Raw genomic sequence first — 18,494 nt, forward strand, 5'->3', positions numbered from 1 at the left:
GTCAAGCACGAGGGACAGTGCCCGCCCGAATCGGCTCAGACGACAGAGCAGCCCGGCGCGGCCGGCGCTGCGGTGGGTCGCCCGATCGATGGCATGCCCAGGCTGACGGCCGGCTTGCCGGTGCCCTGCGGTGCGTCCTGGAGCGCTGCCCAGGCGTCACCGCCGGGAGTGCGCCGGACGGCATACGTCCCGCCCTCGACGCCCGAGTCGGCGACGAGGTGGTGGGGCGCTCCGTAGGTCACCCGGACCGTGACCATGTCACCGGGTCGCGGCACCTCAGCGCCCTCGGGCACCGCGAAGTGCACCAGACGGTTGTCACGGGCGCGGCCCGAAAGCCGCTTGGTCTCGAGGTCCTTGCGGCCCTCCGAGGGCGCTACGAGCACCTCGACCTCGCGGCCCTCGACGGCGCGGTTGCCGGCCCAGCTGACCTCCTCCTGGAGGGCGATGAGCCGCTCGAAGCGCTCCTGCACGACCTCCTTGGGGACCTGGTCGGCCATGGTCGCCGCCGGGGTGCCCGGTCGGATGGAGTACTGGAAGGTGAAGGCGCTCGAGAAGCGGGACTCGCGCACGACGTCGAGCGTGCCCTGGAAGTCCTCCTCGGTCTCGCCGGGGAAGCCGACGATGATGTCGGTCGTGATCGCGGCGTCGGGGATGTGCCGACGGACGTTGTCGATGATGCCGAGGAACTTCGTGCTCCGGTAGGAGCGGCGCATGTCCTTGAGCACCTTGTCGGAGCCGGACTGCAGGGGCATGTGCAGGCTGGGCATGACGTTGGGCGTCTCGGCCATCGCGAGGATGACGTCCTCGGTGAAAGCCGCCGGGTGGGGGCTGGTGAAACGCACCCGCTCGAGCCCCTCGATCTCGCCGCACGCGCGCAGCAGCTTGCCGAAGGCGAGGCGGTCACCGAACTCGACGCCGTAGGTGTTGACGTTCTGACCGAGGAGGGTCACCTCGACGACGCCCTGCGCGACGAGCGCCTCGATCTCGGCGAGGATCTCGCCGGGGCGACGGTCCTGCTCCTTGCCCCGCAGGCTCGGCACGATGCAGAAGGTGCACGTGTTGTTGCAGCCGACCGAGATGGAGACCCAGGCGCTGTAGGCGGAGTCGCGCCGGGTCGGCAGCGTCGAGGGGAAGACCTCGAGGCTCTCGAGGATCTCGACCTCGGCACGCCGGTTGTGGGCGGCCCGGTCGAGCAGCGCCGGCAGGGAACCGATGTTGTGGGTGCCGAAGACGACGTCGACCCAGGGCGCGCGCTCGACGATGGTGCCGCGGTCCTTCTGCGCCATGCAGCCCCCGACGGCGATCTGCATGTCGGGGTTCTTCTGCTTGGCCGGACGCAGCTGGCCGAGGTTGCCGTAGAGCTTGTTGTCGGCGTTCTCGCGCACCGCGCACGTGTTGAACACGACGACGTCGGCGACCTCGGGGCGCTCCCCCGCCGGCAGGCTGGCGAGGTCGACGTAGCCGGCCGTCTCGAGCAGGCCGGCGAGGCGCTCGCTGTCGTGGACGTTCATCTGGCAGCCGTGCGTGCGCACGTCATAGGTGCGGGGCGAGCCGACCGGCCCGGGCGCGACTGGCGTGGGAGCGAAGTTCTGCGTTGTCATGGCATCGACAAGGGTACGTCGTGTGGCAACCACGCCGAGCCGGGCACCGAGCCCCTGCCGGCGGATCCGGGATCCCACCGGCCGGACACCGGGAATAGCGGGCCACCCGCACCCGTTGACGATACTGCTTGACAGTTCAACAACTTGCCTGCATCATAGTTGTTGAAGATTCAATAACCTACTCCGAAGGACACATCATGGGCCTGTTCAACCGCACCAAGGACGAGACCGTCACCGAGACCCCGTCGGTCGCCGTCGAGAACATCTCCGGCGACTACACGCTCGACCCGAGCCACACCCGCATCGGCTTCTCCGCCCGCCACGCCATGGTGACCAAGGTCCGCGGCCACTTCGACACGTTCGAGGGCACCGCCCACGTCGACACCGTCACCCCGGCCAACTCCTCGGTCACCGTCACCATCGACGCCGCCAGCGTGACGACCGGCAACGAGCAGCGCGACGGCCACCTCAAGACCCCCGACTTCTTCGACATCGCGAACTACCCGCAGATCACCTTCGTCTCGACGAACGTCGAGCGCGACGGCTCCGAGTGGGCCATCACGGGCGACCTCACCATCAACGGTGTCACCAAGCCCGTCACGATCCCCTTCGAGGAGACCGGCTCGGCCAAGGACCCGTTCGGCAACACCCGCGTCGGCTTCGAGGGTGACGTCACCATCGACCGCACCGACTGGAACCTCTCCTTCAACGCCGCCCTCGAGACCGGTGGCGTCCTCGTGAGCGAGAAGGTCAAGCTCGAGTTCGACATCTCCGCGATCGCCAACGTGCCCGCCGAGGTCTGAGCACCACAGCACCACAGCACCGCCCCAGGGGGTGAGGACCGGACCGGTCCTCACCCCCTCGTGGTGTGCCCAGCCTGAAGGACCCGCCGGCAGGCGCATCCTGCGCGATCGCGTCAGTCGCGGCGATGCTCGGGCAGGCCGTCGACGGCGTCGCGGACGATGGGCCACGCGACCTCGCCCGAATAGCCCTTGCGCGCGAGCATCGCTGCGAGCCGACGGGTCTGGACCTCGGGAGCTAGGCCGCGCATGGAGCGCAGCTTCTTCGCGACGAGCTGCTCGGCGCGCAGCCGCTCGTCGCCGGCGCCGACCTGGCCCAGGGCCTCGTCGGCGATCTCCTGGTCGATCCCCTGCTTGCGCAGCTCGTGCGCGAGGGCACGACGTGCCAGCCCCTTGTCGGACTGGCGCGAGCGCACGAGCATCTGGGCGTACGCCTCGTCGTCGACGAGACCGACCTCGGTCATGCGGTCGAGCACCCGCGCGGCGACGTCGTCGTCGCACCCGCGCTGGCGCAGCTTCCGCTCGAGCTGGGTGCGGCTGCGTGGCGCCATGCTCAGCTGTCGCAGCACGATGGCCCGCGCCACCGACTCGGCATCCGCGTCGGGGACCGCGCTCTCGGTCTCCTCCGGCGGCGGCGCCCAGTCGGGGCGCTCCCCCGCGTCGTCGACACCCCAGCCCGAACCTCCCCCGCGGCCGGCCCACCCCGGGCGGCTTGCCCGTCCTGACCGCACGGACCCGCCAGAACCGCCGGACCCGCCGGTCGGCTCGGACCTCGTCGACCGCTCCGTCCGACCCCGCCGCTGCGTCCGTCCGGCCTTCGCGGACGGCTCGGCCTTCGTGGACGGCTCGGCCTTCCTCTTCGGCTCGGCCTTCGTGGACGGCTCAGCCTTCCAAGACGGCTCAGCCTTCGTGGACCGCTCGGTCGACGACGTAGATGGCTTCGACGACTCTGCATGGGCGGATCGGCGTGACAGCAGGTCGGACGTCACACCCGAGACACCGCCGGCCCGCACCCCGGCGACACCCTCGGCCTCAGCCAGGGCGGCCGCGGCGCGGGCCAGACGGTCCTGCATGGTCTCCTCCTCGGAGAAGCCCATGATCAGAAGTCGACGGGCACGTCCGAGACCTCGGCGGGCTGGTCGACGCGCGGGCCGACCCCGAGCTTCTCCTTGACCTTCTTCTCGATCTCGTCGGCCAGGTCGGGGTTGTCCTTGAGGAAGTTGCGGGCGTTCTCCTTGCCCTGACCGAGCTGGTCGCCCTCGTAGGTGTACCAGGCGCCGGCCTTGCGGACGAAGCCGTGCTCGACGCCCATGTCGATGAGGCCACCCTCGCGCGAGATGCCGTGGCCGTAGAGGATGTCGAACTCGGCCTGCTTGAACGGCGGGGAGACCTTGTTCTTGACGACCTTGACGCGGGTGCGGTTGCCGACCGGCTCGGTGCCGTCCTTGAGCGTCTCGATACGACGCACGTCGAGACGCACCGAGGCGTAGAACTTCAGCGCCTTGCCACCGGTCGTCGTCTCGGGCGAGCCGAACATGACGCCGATCTTCTCGCGCAGCTGGTTGATGAAGATCGCGGTCGTGCCGGTGTTGTTGAGGGCACCGGTCAGCTTGCGCAGCGCCTGGCTCATGAGGCGCGCCTGCAGACCGACGTGGCTGTCACCCATCTCGCCCTCGATCTCGGCCCGGGGCACGAGCGCGGCGACCGAGTCGATGACGATGATGTCGATGGCGCCGGAGCGGATCAGCATGTCGGCGATCTCGAGCGCCTGCTCACCCGTGTCGGGCTGCGACACGAGCAGCGCGTCGGTGTCGACGCCGAGCTTCTTGGCGTAGTCGGGGTCGAGTGCGTGCTCGGCGTCGATGAAGGCCGCGATGCCACCGGCCTTCTGCGCGTTGGCGACCGCGTGGAGCGCGACCGTCGTCTTGCCCGACGACTCCGGGCCGTAGATCTCGACGACGCGGCCCCGCGGGAGACCACCGATGCCGAGCGCCACGTCGAGGGCGATCGACCCGGTGGGGATGACCTCGATCGGCGGACGGATGTCGTCGCCGAGGCGCATCACCGCGCCCTTGCCGTAGCTCTTCTCGATCTGGCCCATCACCGAGGAGAGGGCCTTGTCCTTGTCCTTCGTCTGCACCGATGCCATGTCGGTCACCTATCTGCCGTCTGCGCTGCGGTCGTCTACCTTCGACCCGCCACGGCTCCTGAGAGATTCGCTGTCGGGTCAGACGCTAGGTGCCGGCGCCGACATCGGGTGGCCCACGAGACGGCCTGTGGACGATGCGGGTGGTGGCGCAGGACCTGTGGAGAACACTACCGAACAGGTGTTCGAAGTCGCTGCGACACGCCGGTCAGCGGCCGGTCTGACCGCCCTGGGCCCCGCGGGCCACCCGGACGTCCCGGCCGAGCCGCCGCTCCGGCGGGACGTCCATGTCCGTGCAGAGGGCCTCCCAGACGGCCCGCGGCGCCTCTCCGTCTGCGAGCGCCTGCACGACCGTGCGGTTGCCGAGCGCACCCAGCACGTGGTCGCGGGCGAGCGACCCGGCATACGCCGGGCCGAACTCGTCGTCCATCAAGGTCCAGAAGTGGCTGATCCGCACCCCAGCAGTGTGCCACCCCGACACCGGAACCGATCCGCGCGGAACCGTCGTCGGAGCGTTACCACAACCGGCCGCGGACGGCCTGCCGTACCGGTATCGTCCTCTCGTCCCGCGCGAGGCCGTGCGGCACACCGAACTCTTTCCAGGGGAGCAACACCATGAACGAGCCCACGCAGGGACCCTCCGGGGCGCCCATCGACCAGCCGGCCCACGGGTCCGCCCAGCCCTACTCCTACCCCACGCCTGCCTCACCCTCCGAGGCGACCCAGGCGGTCCCGGGCGGGGTCACCCTCTCCGACGACCCCCAGCCCACGCCCGCGGGCAGCCGCAAGCGGACCGGCCTGCTCGTCGGCGGCGTCGTCACCGCGCTGGTCCTCGGCGGCGCCGGGGCCTTCGCCTTCCAGACGCTGAGCGGCGGCGGCTCGCAGCCCGCCGAGGTGCTGCCCGGCGACGCGTACGCCTACTTCCGCCTCGACATCGACCCCTCCGCGGGGCAGAAGATCGCCGCGGTGCGCTTCCTCGGCAAGCTCCCCCAGGTCAAGGACACCCTGGGCAGCGACGACCCGCGCAAGAAGCTGTGGGAGCTCGCCTCCAAGGACGCCAGCAACGACTGCGTCGCGAAGTTCAGCTACGACAACGACATCGCACCCTGGCTCGGTGACCGCGTCGGTGCCGCGATCCGCCCCGGCGGCACGTCCGACGCCCCCAACGTCGCCATCGCCGTCCAGGTCAAGGACGAGGGCGCCGCCAAGGACACCTTGACCAAGCTCTTCGCCTGCGACAAGAAGGGCGACACCGAGCTGCGGATGAAGGACGGCTACGCCATCATCACGCCGCGCGGCGTCGGCGACGCCACGCTCGCCGCCGTCGACAAGGGGTCGCTGGCCCAGAACACCACCTTCACCGACGACATGAACGCCCTCGGCGAGCAGGGCGTCGTGTCGGCCTGGTTCGACATGGGTTCGGGCCTCAAGGAGATCCAGAAGCTGAGCGGCTCGTCGGACCTCGCGGCCGTCCCGCCGGCCGGCGCCAAGGGCCGGGTCGCGGCAGCACTGCGCTTCGACGCCGACTACGTCGAGATGGCCGGCGTCGTGCGCGGCACCGACACCAAGACGTCGGTCAAGGGCGACGGCGCCGAGGTGGCCTCCCTCCCGGCCGACACCATGGCAGCGATCAACGTCTCTGGCGCCGACGCGATGGTCGACGGAGCCTGGCCCGCGCTGAAGAAGCAGATCGAGACCCTCGCCGGGGCCCAGGGCGAGTCCGACCCGATCGGCTCGCTCGAGCAGCAGCTCGACATGAAGCTGCCCGACGACCTCAAGGTCCTCCTCGGCCGCTCGTTCACCCTCGCGATGCCCGACCAGAAGTTCGACTCCGAGGTGCCCACGATCGGTGCCAAGGTCGTCTCGAGCGACGCCAAGCGCGCCGACGAGCTCGTCGGCCGCCTCATGGACACCGCGGGCGTCGGCAGCGACGTCCTGACCCACAAGGTCGAGGGCGACAAGGTCTTCGTCGCCACCAAGCCCGACTACGCCGACGACCTCAAGGCCGGCGGCAAGCTGGGTGACAGCGACGCCTTCAAGCTGGCCGTGGGCGACGTCACGAGCTCCAACGCGACGCTCTTCGTCGACCTCGACAAGATCGACAAGCTGGCGCAGGGCCAGGTGCACGGCGAGGCCAAGTCGTTCCTCGAGTCGCTGCGCGCGGTCGGCTTCAACGCCTCCAGCACGGGCAACGGCGAGGGCAGCTTCACGCTCCGCGTCGTGGGCGACTGACCCACTCCCGCACGACGAAGGGCCCCGCTCCGGCGGGGCCCTTCGTCGTGCGGCCGGTCGTGCGACGACGGCAGCGGTCAGCCGGCCGCCGAGAGACCCGTGATGCCCGAACCGCCGTTCACCGGCAGGTGGATCTGGTTGCCGGAGTAGGAGATTCCGCCGTCCACCGGCGAGCGTCGGGACCACCAGGCCGCGTCGAGGTCACTGACCTCGGTCGTCGGCTCGGCCGCGACGAGAGCAGCCGCGGCGCCCACCCCGACGTGGCTCTCCATCATCGAGCCGACGATGGTGCGCAGGCCCGCCTCGTGCGCGCGCCGCAGCATGTCGCGTCCGACCGTGAGCGAGCCGCACTTGGCGAGCTTGACGTTGACGAGGTCGGCCGCGCCGAGCCGGATGATCCGTTCGAGGTCGAAACGCCCGTAGCAGGACTCGTCGGCCATGACCGGCAGGCCGACGCGCTCACGCACCCACGCGAGCCCCTCGACGTCGTCGGCCACGACGGGCTGCTCGACGAACTCGACCCCGAGGTCGGCGACCTCGAGCGCGCGGATGACCTGCACGGCCTCCTCGCGCGTCCATCCCTGGTTGGCGTCGAGGCGGATCGCGACGTCGGGTCCCACGGCGTCGCGCACCGCCGCGACCCGCTGCACGTCGGTGCTCGCGTCGGTGCCCACCTTCATCTTCAGGGTGCGGAAGCCGTCCGCGACCCGGGCACGAGCCGTGTCCGCGAGCGCGTCGGCCTTGCCGGCCGACAGGGTCACGTCGGTCGTCAGCACATCGCGTATGCCGTCCGGCCGGCCCGCGAGGACGGCGGCCACCGAGGTGCCCTCTGCCCGGGCGACGAGGTCGTGCAGCGCCGCGTCGAGCGCGGCCTTGGCGCCGAAGTTGCGGGCCACGGTGCGCTGGACGACGGCGGCCGTGGCCGTGAGGTCGTCGCGGTCGTGGAGGCGCCGGCCGGTGACTGCGGGGGCGAGCATCGTCTCGAGACAGGCCGTGGCACTCGCGAGCGACTCACCGGTGACCTGCCACACCTGTGGCGCCTCGCCCCAGCCGGTGCGGCCGTCGCTGTCGGTGACGGTCACGAGGACGGTGTCGGTGGTCTCGGTGCGGCGCAGCGCGGTGACGAACGGCGTGTGCAGCGGCACCGACGACGCGGTCGTCGTGACCCGCTCGATGGTCGTCATGCCTGCACCTGCGCCCGGTGCTCGGCATCCCAGACGTCGCGGGCGACCTCGGCGACGAAGGCTGCTGCCTGCGCCTCGTCCAGGTCGATGGTCGTGCACACGGCCAGCACGAAGGGCTCCTCGCCCCCGGGGCGCACCAGGGCGACGTCGTGGGAGACACCGGGGATCCAGCCGGACTTGCTCGCCGTCGGCGTGCCCGGCGGTAGCCCGGCCGGCACCTGGTCGACGTGCACCTGGCGGGCCAGCAGCGCCTCGACCGGGGCCAGCACCGCGTCACTGCCGAGGGCCGGGTCGCGTCGCCCGACGGCAGCCATGACGAGGCCGAGGTCTGCGGCGGTCACGGTGTTGGTGATGCCGGCCCGGCGCGCGACCGCGTCCTCGATGCCGCGGGCCACGACCGTCGTCGGCGAGCACCCGACGAGGCGCAGCACCTCGGCGACCTCGTCGAGGCCGACGACGTCGACGAGCAGGTTGGTCGCGATGTTGCTCGAGTGCGTGATGGCCTGCTCGGCCAGCTCGCGCAGGGTCCGGGTGCCGCCGACGGCCGCCCACGTGTCGGGGTCCTGGTCGTCGGACTCGTCGAGCTCGAACGGTGAGCCGTCGAGCACCGACGCGAAGGTGCCCGTGACGGTGACCGGGGCATCGAGGTCGAGCTCACCCCGCACCACCCGACGGTAGGCCGCGACGACGAGCGGGAGCTTCATGGTCGAGGCGGCGTAGTGCGGCGCGAGGGCGTCGTGCTCGTAGCGGGGCCGGCCCTGCAGGTCGCCGAGCCACACCGACAGGACGGCGGGACGGGACGGGTCCGACGAGCGCGCTGCCGCGGCGGCCTCGTCGAGTCGTGAGTCGAGGATCGAGAAGGGGCTGGGCACCCCAGCACGGTAGACGATCAGGCGGCGGAGGCCGACACCACGTCACCGGAGGGGACGGGCAGCGCGACGGTCGGCGCGAGCCCCTCGCTCTCGGCCATCCGGCTGGAGACGTCGATGAGCACCTGGGACAGCGGCAGCGAGAGCGCGCCGCAGATCGAGGCGAGCAGCTCCGAGGACGCCTCCTTCTCCCCGCGCTCGACCTCGCTGAGGTAGCCGAGGGACACCGAGGCCGTCGCGGACACCTCGCGGAGGGTGCGGCCCTGAGCGCGTCGGCGCTCGCGCAGGACGTCACCGAGCTCGCGTCGCAACAGTGTCGTCATGCCGTCCTCCTTCAGGTCGCTGGTGTCGTGTGGTCCGGTGCGGGGTCACGGCCGGGGTGGCCCGACAGCCCTACCGTACCCCGAGGCTCCCACGGCGGCGCAGGAGTTCGGCGCGTGGCGCCCGTCTCCTCCACCGCGAGCCGGAGCACCGCGTCGACCGTGGCCGAGCGGATCTCGGCCCTGGTCCCGTTCAACCGCAGCGCACGCGTCGCTGTTCCCGACGGCCCCGCCACGGCGACGTGCACGGTGCCGGCGGGCTTGCCCTCCGAGGGTCCGGGACCGGCAACGCCCGTCGTGGAAAGGCCCCACGTGGCACCGAGCCGACGGCGTACGCCCTCGGCCATGGCGACCGCGACGGCGGGGTCGACCGTGCCGACCCGGGCGATGAGCTCGGTGGGCACGTCGAGCAGCAGCGTCTTGACCTGCGCGGCATAGGCCACCACGCCGCCGAGCAGGACGACGGAGGCACCCGGGGTGTCGGCGACCGTGGCGGCCACGAGCCCGGCCGTCAGCGACTCGGCGCACGCCAGCGTCTGTCCGGCGCCGGTCAGACGGGCCACGAGCAGCGACCCCGGCGTGTCGTCGACGCCCACGTCAGTCCCGCTTCGCCGTCCGCTCGGTGGGTGCCTCCGGCTGCGCCGGCGCCGCAGCGCGGGCCGCCCGAGCCGCACGCCGCGTGCGGGTGCGCTCGCTCGTCTCCCGGAGGCGGGCGGCCTTGAAGACGTAGTCGACCCCGCTGACGACGGTCATGACCAGCGCCGCACCGAGCAGGACGTAGGCGATGGTCGTCAGCACGTCACCGAAGGGCCAGACCCACAGCGGCAGGGTCAGCGAGCCGAGGGCCAGCGTCTGCAGCATCGTCTTGAGCTTGCCGCCGCGGCCGGCGGGCATGACGCCGTGCCGGATGACGACGAACCGCAGCACCGTGATGCCGATCTCGCGCACGAGGATGACGACGGTCACCCACCACCACACGACCCCGAGCACCGACAGGCCGATGAAGGCCGTGCCCGTCAGGGCCTTGTCGGCGATGGGGTCGGCGACCTTGCCGAAGTTGGTGATCTCACCGCGGCGTCGGGCGATCTTGCCGTCGACGCCGTCGGTCACGGCCGCGAGCGCGAAGACCACCCACGCCCAGAAGCGCCACCACGGCTCGTGGCCGCCGTCCTGGAAGAGCAGCACGGCGTAGACGGGCACGAGCAGGAAGCGCAGCACCGTCAGGGCGTTGGGCAGGTTCCAGTCGGTGGGCCGGGGCGCGGGCCCCTCCCCCCGGTGGAAGGTCTGCGGCGTCATCGCGGCTCCGCGACGAGGTCGATCCCCTCGGTGCCGACGACGACGGCCGGCACGAGGTCGCCGACCTGGGGTGCCGGGGCGCCCTCCGGGACGTGCACGATGGTGACCCCGTCGACGTCGGGACCCTGGAAGTCGGCCCGGCCGATGACGGTGCCCTCCTCGTCGTCGATCTCCTCGACGAGGACGACGACGCGCTCGCCGATGCGCTCCTCGGCGCGCTGGGCGTTGAGCTCCTCGACGAGGCGGGTGAAGCGGTCGAGGCGCTCGGCCACGACCTCGGGGGCGAGCTTGCCGGCATACCCCTCGGCCTCGGTGCCGTCCTCGTCGGAGTAGCCGAAGACGCCGACGACGTCGAGGCGGGCCTCGGTGAGGAAGGCCTCGAGCTCGTCGAGGTCGGCCTCGGTCTCGCCGGGGAAGCCGACGATGACGTTGCAGCGGATGCCGGCGTGCGGGGCGTCGGCGCGGACGCGACCGAGCAGCTCGAGGAAGGCCTCGCGCGAGCCGAAGCGGCGCATCGAGCGCAGCAGCGGCTCGGACGCGTGCTGGAAGGAGATGTCGTAGTAGGGCACGACGCCGGGCGTGTCGGCCATGGCGCGCAGCAGGCCCGGGCGGATCTCGGCCGGCTGGAGGTAGGAGACGCGGACGCGCTCGATGCCCTCGATGGCGGTCAGCTCCGGCAGCAGCTTCTCGAGCAGCCCGAGGTCGCCGAGGTCCTTGCCGTAGGACGTGGAGTTCTCGGAGACGAGGAAGAGCTCCTTGACGCCCTGCTGCGCGAGCCAGCGGCCCTCGGCGATGATGTCGGCCGGGCGGCGGGACAGGAACGCCCCGCGGAACATCGGGATGGCGCAGAACGAGCAGCGGCGGTCGCAGCCCGAGGCGATCTTGAGCGGTGCCCACGGGCGACCGTCGAGGCGGGCGCGGATGACGCGGGGGCCGGTGGCGGGCGTCGGCACGCCGGCGTCGGCGAGGTCGGGCCGGACGTCGCCGTCGGTCGCGCCCTGGGTGTCGCCGTGATCGCCGTGGTCGCCGTGGTCGCCGTCGTGGTCGCCGTGACCGGGCAGCGCGACGCCGCCCGCACCCTCCTGGCGCTTGGCCGGGGTCAGCGGCAGCAGCGTGCGGCGGTCGCCGGGCGTGTGGCTCTCGACGTGGCCGCCCGCGAGGATCGTCTGCAGGTGCGTGCTCATGTCGCGGTAGGAGTCGAAACCGAGCACCGCGTCGGCCTCGGGCAGCTGGTCGGCGAGCTCCTTGCCGTAGCGCTCGGCGAGGCAGCCGACGGCGACGACCTTCTGGGTGCGACCGCCGTCGCCCTTGAGGTCGGAGGCCTCGAGGAGGGCGTCGATGGAGTCCTTCTTGGCCTGCTCGACGAAGCCGCAGGTGTTGACGACGGCAACGTCGGCCTCGGCGGCGTCGTCGACGAGACGCCAGCCCTCCGCGAGCAGCCGTCCGGCCAGCTCCTCGGAGTCGACCTCGTTGCGCGTGCACCCGAGGGTGACGAGTGCGACGCTTCTGTCGGCGCTCGGGTGGGGAGGGGTCATGCGTCCACTCTAGAGGCCGGGGTGTTCAATGGCCGACATGCTCGGAACCGCCCCCCTCGGCCACGACGACCTGCTGGCGAGGGCGCGCGACCTGCTCCGCGAGCACCCGCTCGTCGATGGGCACAACGACCTCCCGTGGGAGGCCCGCGAGCAGACCCGCTACGACTTCGACGCCCTCGACATCGGCAGCCGGCTCACGACGACCCAGACCGACCTGCCGCGACTGGCCGAGGGCGGGGTCGGGGCGCAGTTCTGGTCGGTCTTCGTCCCGAGCACCCTGCAGGGCGACTCGGCCGTCGTCGCGACCCTCGAGCAGGTCGACGGCGTGCACCGGATGATCGGGTCGTATGCCGACCGGCTGGCCCTCGCGCGCACGGCTGACGAGGTGGAGGCGGCCACCGCGACGGGGCGGCTCGCGTCGCTGCTCGGGGCCGAGGGCGGCCACTCGATCGGCTGCTCGCTCGGCACGCTCCGGCTGCTCCACGTGCTCGGCGTGCGCTACCTGACCCTGACGCACAACGACAACACCCCCTGGGCCGACTCCGCGACCGACGTCCCCGTCGTCGGCGGCCTCAGCGAGTTCGGCCGCGAGGTCGTGCGCGAGATGAACCGTCTCGGCATGATGGTCGACCTCAGCCACGTCGCTGAGACGACGATGCGCACCGCGCTCGAGACCACCGACGCGCCCGTGATCTTCAGCCACTCCTCGGCGCTCGCCCTGTGCGACACCCCGCGCAACGTGCCCGACGACGTGCTCGCGGCGCTCCCCGCCAACGGCGGCGTGTGCATGGTGACCTTCGTGCCCGAGTTCGTCTCCCCCGCCACCGCCGCCTGGCGCGTCGAGGCGGCGGCCGCGGCCGCCGAGGTCGGCGTCGAGGCCCGCGACTGGGAGGCCTTCGGCCGGTTCACCGCCACCTGGCAGGGCGCGCACCCCAAGCCCGACGCAACCCTCGAGCAGGTCGTCGCGCACGTCGAGCACGTGCGGGACGTCGCCGGCATCGACCACGTCGGCATCGGCGGCGACTACGACGGCACCGACACCTTCCCCGTGGGCCTCGAGGACGTCAGCGGCTACCCGCGCCTGGTCGCCGCGCTGCTCGAGCGATCGTGGTCCGACGCCGACGTCGCCAAGCTCGTCCGCGGCAACACCCTCCGGGTCATGCGCGACGTCGAGGCGGTGTCCCGCGACCTGCAGACCACCCGCGCCCCGAGCCTCAAGACCTTCGCCGAGCTCGACGGGACGGCCTGAGCGCCACCCGGGCACACGGCATACGCCCTCGGTGGCGCAGCCGGCTACTGGCGGAAGCGGGCGATCGTGAGCCCGACGAGACGGGCGACGACGAGCGCGACGTAGAGCATGCCCGTGATCTGCTGGAGCAGCACGAACGCCCGCGCGTGGGGCTCGACGGCGATGATGTCGGACAGGCCGGTCGAGGTCATCGTCGTGATCGAGAGGTAGAGCAGCTCGAACCACGTGCGCGTGCCCGGGTCGACCTCGCCGTAGATGGTGAACGAGTTCGGCCAGAGCATCTGGACCGCGACGTAGAGGTAGGCGAAGCCCCAGGCCACGACGGTGAAGGTGGCACCGGTGGCATAGAGCTCGTCGCGGGTCACCCAGTTGTCGGCGAACATGTACCGCAGCAGGCCGTAGCCCGTGTAGAAGTAGAAGAGCGCGTGCAGCAGCGAGCTCCAGAAGGCGATCGTCGTGTTGTCGGTCCACACTGCCTCGGCGATCGTCAGCAGCACGACGGGACCGCCGAGCACGGCCGCCACCCACGTCAGCGCCGGCGTCGCCCGCACGGCACGCACGGCGAGGAAGAGCACGAGCAGGCCGATGAGGCCGAAGATCGCCCGACCGGTCTCACGGACGTCACCGGCGCGCGTCTCGACGAACGGGTAGGCGACGAGCGCCGCGAGCTGGACGAAGAGCAGCAGGGCGCACGGCAGCTCGGTGACCTTGCGGCGCAGACGATCCAGCCTCGACGGCGGCCCCGCACGACGGGGCGATGACGGCCAGAGCTCCAGCGACGCACTCACGACTCGGACTCTAGTGGCGACCCCGTCAAGAAGGCGTCAAGAGCCGTCAGCGCGAGGTCAACGGCGCCGGCGGGGGCGACGGGCCGCCCTAGGAAGGAGGCATGTTCACCAACGTCCTCCTGCTCGTGGTCGGGGTCGCCGTGCTGGCGTACCTCGTCCACGTCCTCCTCCACGCGGACCGCTTCTGATGGGCGACACCGCCAGCGGGCTGCTCACCGTCGCCGTCCTCGTCGCCGCCCTCGCCGCCGTCCACGTGCCCCTCGGGTCGTGGATGGCCCGGGTCTTCACCGACGAGCGGCACTGGCGCGTCGAGCGCCTCGTCTACCGTCTGTGCCGCGTCGACCCCTCCTCCGAGCAGCGGTGGACGACGTATGCCGTCGCCGTCCTCGGCTTCTCGGTCGTCGGCATCGTCCTGCTCTTCGCGCTCATCGCGCTGCAGGGCGTGCTGCCGCTCGCGCGGGGAGCGTCGATGAACCTCGACACGGCGCTCAACACGGCCGTCTCCTTCGTGACGAACACGAACTGGCAGTCGTATGCCGGTGAGTCCGGCACCTCGCCCCTCGTCCAGACGCTCGGGCTTACCGTGCAGAACTTCGTCTCCCCCGCCGTCGGGCTCGCCGTGGCAGTCGCGCTCGTGCGAGGCCTGGCGCGGTCGAGCGGCTCGCGGATCGGCAACTTCTGGGTCGACCTCGTGCGCGGGACGGTGCGGGTGCTGCTGCCGCTCGCGCTCGTCGGCGCGGTCGTGCTGCTGCTCGGCGGGGTCATCCAGAACCTCGCCCCGCCGACGACCGTCACGACGCTCTCGGGCGGCTCGCAGGTCGTCCAGGGCGGCCTCGTCGCGTCGCAGGAGTCCATCAAGGAGCTGGGCACCAACGGCGGTGGGTACTTCAACGCCAACTCGGCCCACCCGTTCGAGAACCCCAACGCGGTCACGAACCTCGTCGAGATCTTCCTGCTGCTCGCCATCCCGTTCTCGCTGCCGCGGACCTACGGCATCCTCGTCGGCGACCGCCGCCAGGGGTGGGCCGTGCTGGGCTTCATGGCGACGCTGTGGGGGCTCATGGTCGCGGCGGTGACGTGGGCCGAGGTGAGCGCGGCCTCCGGCCGGCTGGGCGGGCTCGAGGGCAAGGAGCTGCGCTTCGGGGTGTGGCCGTCGGCGCTCTTCGCCGCCAGCACGACGGGCACCTCGACGGGTGCCGTCAACTCGATGCACGAGAGCTTCAGTCCGCTCGGTGGCGGCGGCGTGCTCTTCTCGATGATGCTCGGCGAGGTGTCGCCCGGCGGCGTCGGGTCGGGGCTCTACGGGGCCCTGCTGCTCGCCGTGCTGACGGTCTTCATCTCCGGCCTCATGGTCGGCCGCACGCCCGAGCTGCTCGGCAAGCAGGTGGGCCGGCGCGAGATCACGCTGACCGCGCTCGCGCTGCTCGTCATGCCGGCGCTCGTGCTCGTCTTCACCGGCATCGGCATGGTCGCGCCGCTCGTCACGTCCCAGATGCTCGCGTCGGGACCGCACGGGCTCACCGAGGTGATGTATGCCTACGCCTCGGCCGCGAACAACAACGGCAGCGCCTTCGCGGGCTTCTCGGCGGACACGCCGTGCACGAACCTCACGCTGGCCCTCTGCATGTTCCTCGGCCGCTTCGTGCCCATCGTCCTCGTGCTGGCCCTCGCGGGCTCCCTTGTCGCGCAGCGACGCCGGCCCGCCAGTGCCGGCACCCTCCCCACCCACACACCCACGTTCGCAGGGCTCTTCGTCGGGGTGGCGGTCGTCGTCACCGGACTCACGTTCTTCCCAGCCCTCGCCCTCGGTCCCCTCGCGGAGGCTCTCTCATGACCGGCTCGATGTCCCTCGGTGTCCTGGCGCGGCAGCTCGTCGCGACCTCCCCCGAGGCCGTGCGCAAGCTCGACCCGCGCCACGTGTGGCGCAGCCCCGTCGTCTTCGTCGTGTGGGTCGGCTCGCTGCTCACGACCGTCGTCGCCGTCGTCGACCCGTCGTGGTTCGCGTGGAGCGTCACGCTGTGGCTGTGGGCCACGGTCCTCTTCGCCAACATGGCCGAGGCCGTCGCCGAGGGGCGCGGCAAGGCGCAGGCCGCCACCCTGCGAGCGGCTCGCACGACGACCACCGCACGTCGTCGCGGGGCCGACGGCTCGCTCGAGACCGTCTCGGCGTCGGAGCTGACGATCGGCGACGTCGTCGTCGTGCGGCCCGGCGAGGTCATCCCCGGCGACGGAGACGTCGTCGAGGGGATGGCCACGGTCGACGAGTCCGCGATCACGGGCGAGTCCGCCCCGGTCATCCGCGAGTCGGGCGGCGACCGGTGCGCCGTCACCGGCGGCACGACGGTGCTCTCGGACGGCATCACCGTGCGCATCACGACGAAGCCGGGCGAGACGTTCATCGACCGCATGATCGCCCTCGTCGAGGGTGCCGCCCGGCAGAGGACCCCCAACGAGATCGCGCTGACGATCCTGCTCACGACGCTGACGATCATCTTCGTCCTGGCCGTCATGGCGATCCAGCCGCTCGCGGTCTACTCCGGGCAGGCGCAGTCGGTCGTCGTGCTCGTCGCCCTCCTCGTCTGCCTCATCCCGACGACGATCGGCGCGCTGCTCTCGGCCATCGGCATCGCCGGCATGGATCGGCTCGTGCAGCACAACGTCCTCGCCATGTCGGGGCGTGCCGTCGAGGCCGCCGGCGACGTGTCGACCCTCCTGCTCGACAAGACCGGGACCATCACGTTCGGCAACCGCCGTGCCACCGAGCTGCTCGCGGCCCCGCACCTCGACGAGGCCGAGATCACCGAGGCGGCCTACCTGTCCTCGCTCGCCGACGAGACGCCCGAGGGGCGTTCGATCGTGGAGCTCGCGGCGACGGGGCTGCCCGACGACACGCGCGTCCGCTTCGACGGCTTGCGCCGGCACGGAGCGAGCTTCGTGGAGTTCAGCGCGCAGACCCGCATGTCCGGCGTCGACCTGCCCGACGGCACCGCCGTGCGCAAGGGTGCGTCGGACGCCGTGTGCCGCTGGGTCGCCGACCACGAGGGCCACGTGCCCCAGGGAGTGCTGACGATCGTCGACGCGATCGCGAGCGCGGGCGGCACCCCGCTCGTCGTGGCCTCCGCACGCCCCGGCGAGCAGCCCCGGGTCCTCGGCGTCGTGCACCTCAAGGACGTCGTCAAGCCCGGCATGAAGGAGCGCTTCGCCCAGCTGCGCGCCATGGGCATCCGCACCGTCATGATCACCGGCGACAACCCTCTGACGGCGAAGTCCATCGCGGCCGAGGCCGGCGTCGACGACTTCCTCGCCGAGGCCACTCCCGAGGACAAGATGGCGCTCATCAAGCAGGAGCAGGAGGGCGGCCGCCTCGTCGCGATGACCGGTGACGGCACGAACGACGCCCCGGCCCTCGCCCAGTCCGACGTCGGCGTCGCGATGAACACCGGCACGTCCGCGGCCAAGGAGGCGGCCAACATGGTCGACCTCGACTCGGACCCGACGAAGCTCATCGACATCGTCTCGATCGGCAAGCAGCTGCTCATCACCCGCGGGGCCCTGACGACGTTCTCGATCGCCAACGACATCGCGAAGTACTTCGCGATCATCCCGGCGATGTTCGTCGTCCTCTTCCCCGGGCTCGAGGCCCTCAACGTCATGGGTCTGGCAACGCCGAAGTCGGCGATGCTCTCGGCCGTCATCTTCAACGCGCTCGTGATCATCGCGCTGATTCCCCTGTCGCTGAGAGGGGTTCGCTACCGGCCCTCCGGCAGCACTGCCCTGCTGCGACGCAACCTCCTCGTCTACGGCGTCGGCGGCGTCATCGCGCCGTTCATCGGCATCAAGCTGATCGACCTCGTCGTGAGCCACCTCCCCGGAATGGTATGAGACCCGTGAACAACGTCCTCAAGCAGTCCCTCGCCGGCCTCCGGGCCATGCTCGTGCTCACCGTGCTGCTCGGGGTGCTCTACCCCGCGGCCGTGTGGGGCGTCGGGCAGGTGGTCGCGCGCGACCAGGCCGCCGGCTCCCTCGTCGCCTCGGGCGGGCGCCTCGTCGGGTCGAGCCTGCTCGGCCAGCAGTGGACGGGCGACGAGTGGTTCCACTCGCGGCCGTCCGCGAGCGATCACTCCGGGGAGACCAGCGGTGGCACCAACCTCGGTCCGGGCGCCGAGCTCGACGCAGCGGTCGCCGACCGGGCGCGGGCCGCCGGGCTGAACCCAGCCACAGCACCCGCCGACGCGCTCACCGCCTCAGCGAGCGGGCTGGACCCGCACATCTCCCCTGCGTATGCCGTGACCCAGGTCGAGCGCGTCGCCGCGGCTCGCGGGGTCGACGCAGCACGCATACGCCAGCTCGTCGACGAGCACACGCAGGGACGCACGGCCGGCTTCCTCGGCCAGCCGCGGGTCGACGTCCTCGAGCTCAACCTCGCCCTCGCGCGCCTCTCGGCGCCGAGCGCGGGGTGACCTGAGAGGATCAC

18 protein-coding genes are annotated in these 18,494 nt (G+C 71.6%); 7 read left to right on the forward strand and 11 right to left on the reverse strand.

The features are described from left to right. Positions 1 to 35 precede the first annotated feature (35 nt). On the reverse strand, positions 36 to 1,601 hold the full coding sequence (gene miaB, locus U5C87_RS18300; RefSeq protein ID WP_330473914.1) for a tRNA (N6-isopentenyl adenosine(37)-C2)-methylthiotransferase MiaB: 1,566 nt from the start codon (positions 1,599 to 1,601) through the stop codon (positions 36 to 38). A gap of 197 nt (positions 1,602 to 1,798) precedes the next feature. On the opposite strand from miaB, the gene U5C87_RS18305 reads away from it, so the two are divergent. Then, positions 1,799 to 2,404, forward strand: coding sequence for a YceI family protein (locus tag U5C87_RS18305; RefSeq protein ID WP_330473915.1), 606 nt, complete (start codon positions 1,799 to 1,801; stop codon positions 2,402 to 2,404). A gap of 113 nt (positions 2,405 to 2,517) precedes the next feature. On the opposite strand, the gene U5C87_RS18310 is transcribed toward U5C87_RS18305, so the two are convergent. The 3 genes from U5C87_RS18310 to U5C87_RS18320 all read right to left on the reverse strand — a co-directional run bounded on the left by U5C87_RS18310 (position 2,518) and on the right by U5C87_RS18320 (position 5,004). Beyond that, positions 2,518 to 3,132, reverse strand: coding sequence for a regulatory protein RecX (locus U5C87_RS18310; protein ID WP_330473916.1), 615 nt, complete (start codon positions 3,130 to 3,132; stop codon positions 2,518 to 2,520). A 368-nt stretch (positions 3,133 to 3,500) separates the two neighbouring features. After that, on the reverse strand, positions 3,501 to 4,550 hold the full coding sequence (recA, locus tag U5C87_RS18315) for a recombinase RecA (protein ID WP_330473917.1): 1,050 nt from the start codon (positions 4,548 to 4,550) through the stop codon (positions 3,501 to 3,503). Between the two features lie 205 nt (positions 4,551 to 4,755). Then, positions 4,756 to 5,004 carry a DUF3046 domain-containing protein gene (locus tag U5C87_RS18320; protein WP_330473918.1) on the reverse strand — a complete coding sequence of 83 codons (249 nt, stop codon included), beginning with the start codon at positions 5,002 to 5,004 and terminating at the stop codon, positions 4,756 to 4,758. 158 nt (positions 5,005 to 5,162) lie between these two features. On the opposite strand from U5C87_RS18320, the gene U5C87_RS18325 reads away from it, so the two are divergent. Further along, positions 5,163 to 6,779, forward strand: a complete 1,617-nt coding sequence (locus tag U5C87_RS18325) for a DUF3352 domain-containing protein (RefSeq protein ID WP_330473919.1) — start codon at positions 5,163 to 5,165, stop codon at positions 6,777 to 6,779. Between the two features lie 77 nt (positions 6,780 to 6,856). Here U5C87_RS18325 and U5C87_RS18330 read toward each other — a convergent pair whose 3' ends face one another. The 6 genes from U5C87_RS18330 to rimO are packed head-to-tail and all read right to left on the reverse strand — an operon-like array spanning position 6,857 to position 11,983. Next, entirely contained in the window at positions 6,857 to 7,963 is a 1,107-nt protein-coding gene (locus tag U5C87_RS18330; protein WP_330473920.1) for a dipeptide epimerase, read from the reverse strand. Then, the gene (locus U5C87_RS18335; protein ID WP_330473921.1) at positions 7,960 to 8,835 is read right to left on the reverse strand and encodes a serine hydrolase; all 876 of its coding nucleotides are present in this window, start codon (positions 8,833 to 8,835) and stop codon (positions 7,960 to 7,962) included. The genes U5C87_RS18330 and U5C87_RS18335 overlap by 4 nt, the downstream gene beginning before the upstream one ends. 17 nt (positions 8,836 to 8,852) lie before the next feature. Next, the gene (locus U5C87_RS18340) at positions 8,853 to 9,155 is read right to left on the reverse strand and encodes a helix-turn-helix domain-containing protein (protein WP_030146525.1); all 303 of its coding nucleotides are present in this window, start codon (positions 9,153 to 9,155) and stop codon (positions 8,853 to 8,855) included. 11 nt (positions 9,156 to 9,166) lie between these two features. Then, positions 9,167 to 9,748, reverse strand: a complete 582-nt coding sequence (locus tag U5C87_RS18345; protein ID WP_330473922.1) for a CinA family protein — start codon at positions 9,746 to 9,748, stop codon at positions 9,167 to 9,169. 1 nt (position 9,749) lies between these two features. Continuing rightward, positions 9,750 to 10,448, reverse strand: coding sequence for a CDP-diacylglycerol--glycerol-3-phosphate 3-phosphatidyltransferase (gene pgsA / locus U5C87_RS18350; RefSeq protein ID WP_330473923.1), 699 nt, complete (start codon positions 10,446 to 10,448; stop codon positions 9,750 to 9,752). Beyond that, a complete protein-coding gene (gene rimO / locus U5C87_RS18355) occupies positions 10,445 to 11,983 on the reverse strand; it encodes a 30S ribosomal protein S12 methylthiotransferase RimO (RefSeq protein WP_330473924.1) in 1,539 nt (512 codons plus the stop codon). The genes pgsA and rimO overlap by 4 nt, the downstream gene beginning before the upstream one ends. Before the next feature lie 28 nt (positions 11,984 to 12,011). On the opposite strand from rimO, the gene U5C87_RS18360 reads away from it, so the two are divergent. Beyond that, entirely contained in the window at positions 12,012 to 13,232 is a 1,221-nt protein-coding gene (locus U5C87_RS18360; protein ID WP_443082074.1) for a dipeptidase, read from the forward strand. Between the two features lie 44 nt (positions 13,233 to 13,276). Here the strand turns inward: U5C87_RS18360 and U5C87_RS18365 are convergent, their stop codons facing one another. Beyond that, the gene (locus tag U5C87_RS18365; protein WP_330473926.1) at positions 13,277 to 14,020 is read right to left on the reverse strand and encodes an ion channel; all 744 of its coding nucleotides are present in this window, start codon (positions 14,018 to 14,020) and stop codon (positions 13,277 to 13,279) included. A gap of 101 nt (positions 14,021 to 14,121) precedes the next feature. On the opposite strand from U5C87_RS18365, the gene U5C87_RS22685 reads away from it, so the two are divergent. The 4 genes from U5C87_RS22685 to kdpC are packed head-to-tail and all read left to right on the forward strand — an operon-like array spanning position 14,122 to position 18,480. Beyond that, complete coding sequence (locus U5C87_RS22685; RefSeq protein ID WP_142178494.1) at positions 14,122 to 14,208, forward strand: potassium-transporting ATPase subunit F; 87 nt, start codon at positions 14,122 to 14,124, stop codon at positions 14,206 to 14,208. Beyond that, positions 14,208 to 15,854 carry a potassium-transporting ATPase subunit KdpA gene (gene kdpA / locus U5C87_RS18370; RefSeq protein WP_330473927.1) on the forward strand — a complete coding sequence of 549 codons (1,647 nt, stop codon included), beginning with the start codon at positions 14,208 to 14,210 and terminating at the stop codon, positions 15,852 to 15,854. The genes U5C87_RS22685 and kdpA overlap by 1 nt, the downstream gene beginning before the upstream one ends. Continuing rightward, on the forward strand, positions 15,851 to 17,902 hold the full coding sequence (gene kdpB / locus U5C87_RS18375) for a potassium-transporting ATPase subunit KdpB (RefSeq protein WP_330473928.1): 2,052 nt from the start codon (positions 15,851 to 15,853) through the stop codon (positions 17,900 to 17,902). Before kdpA ends, kdpB begins: the two co-directional genes overlap by 4 nt. Then, positions 17,899 to 18,480 carry a K(+)-transporting ATPase subunit C gene (kdpC, locus tag U5C87_RS18380; protein ID WP_330473929.1) on the forward strand — a complete coding sequence of 194 codons (582 nt, stop codon included), beginning with the start codon at positions 17,899 to 17,901 and terminating at the stop codon, positions 18,478 to 18,480. The genes kdpB and kdpC overlap by 4 nt, the downstream gene beginning before the upstream one ends. Positions 18,481 to 18,494: the final 14 nt, after the last annotated feature.

Source organism: Terrabacter sp. C0L_2, from assembly GCF_036352015.1.
Classification (GTDB): domain Bacteria; phylum Actinomycetota; class Actinomycetes; order Actinomycetales; family Dermatophilaceae; genus Terrabacter; species Terrabacter tumescens.

Bases quoted from the DNA above. Each gene is read 5' to 3' on its own strand.
- U5C87_RS18330 (WP_330473920.1), bottom strand. From the start codon at position 7,963: ATGACGACCATCGAGCGGGTCACGACGACCGCGTCGTCGGTGCCGCTG.
- U5C87_RS18325 (WP_330473919.1), top strand. From the start codon at position 5,163: ATGAACGAGCCCACGCAGGGACCCTCCGGGGCGCCCATCGACCAGCCG.
- recA (WP_330473917.1), bottom strand. From the start codon at position 4,550: ATGGCATCGGTGCAGACGAAGGACAAGGACAAGGCCCTCTCCTCGGTG.
- pgsA (WP_330473923.1), bottom strand. From the start codon at position 10,448: ATGACGCCGCAGACCTTCCACCGGGGGGAGGGGCCCGCGCCCCGGCCC.
- kdpA (WP_330473927.1), top strand. From the start codon at position 14,208: ATGGGCGACACCGCCAGCGGGCTGCTCACCGTCGCCGTCCTCGTCGCC.
- miaB (WP_330473914.1), bottom strand. From the start codon at position 1,601: ATGACAACGCAGAACTTCGCTCCCACGCCAGTCGCGCCCGGGCCGGTC.
- U5C87_RS18305 (WP_330473915.1), top strand. From the start codon at position 1,799: ATGGGCCTGTTCAACCGCACCAAGGACGAGACCGTCACCGAGACCCCG.
- rimO (WP_330473924.1), bottom strand. From the start codon at position 11,983: ATGACCCCTCCCCACCCGAGCGCCGACAGAAGCGTCGCACTCGTCACC.
- U5C87_RS18360 (WP_443082074.1), top strand. From the start codon at position 12,012: ATGGCCGACATGCTCGGAACCGCCCCCCTCGGCCACGACGACCTGCTG.
- U5C87_RS18340 (WP_030146525.1), bottom strand. From the start codon at position 9,155: ATGACGACACTGTTGCGACGCGAGCTCGGTGACGTCCTGCGCGAGCGC.
- kdpB (WP_330473928.1), top strand. From the start codon at position 15,851: ATGACCGGCTCGATGTCCCTCGGTGTCCTGGCGCGGCAGCTCGTCGCG.
- kdpC (WP_330473929.1), top strand. From the start codon at position 17,899: ATGAGACCCGTGAACAACGTCCTCAAGCAGTCCCTCGCCGGCCTCCGG.
- U5C87_RS22685 (WP_142178494.1), top strand. From the start codon at position 14,122: ATGTTCACCAACGTCCTCCTGCTCGTGGTCGGGGTCGCCGTGCTGGCG.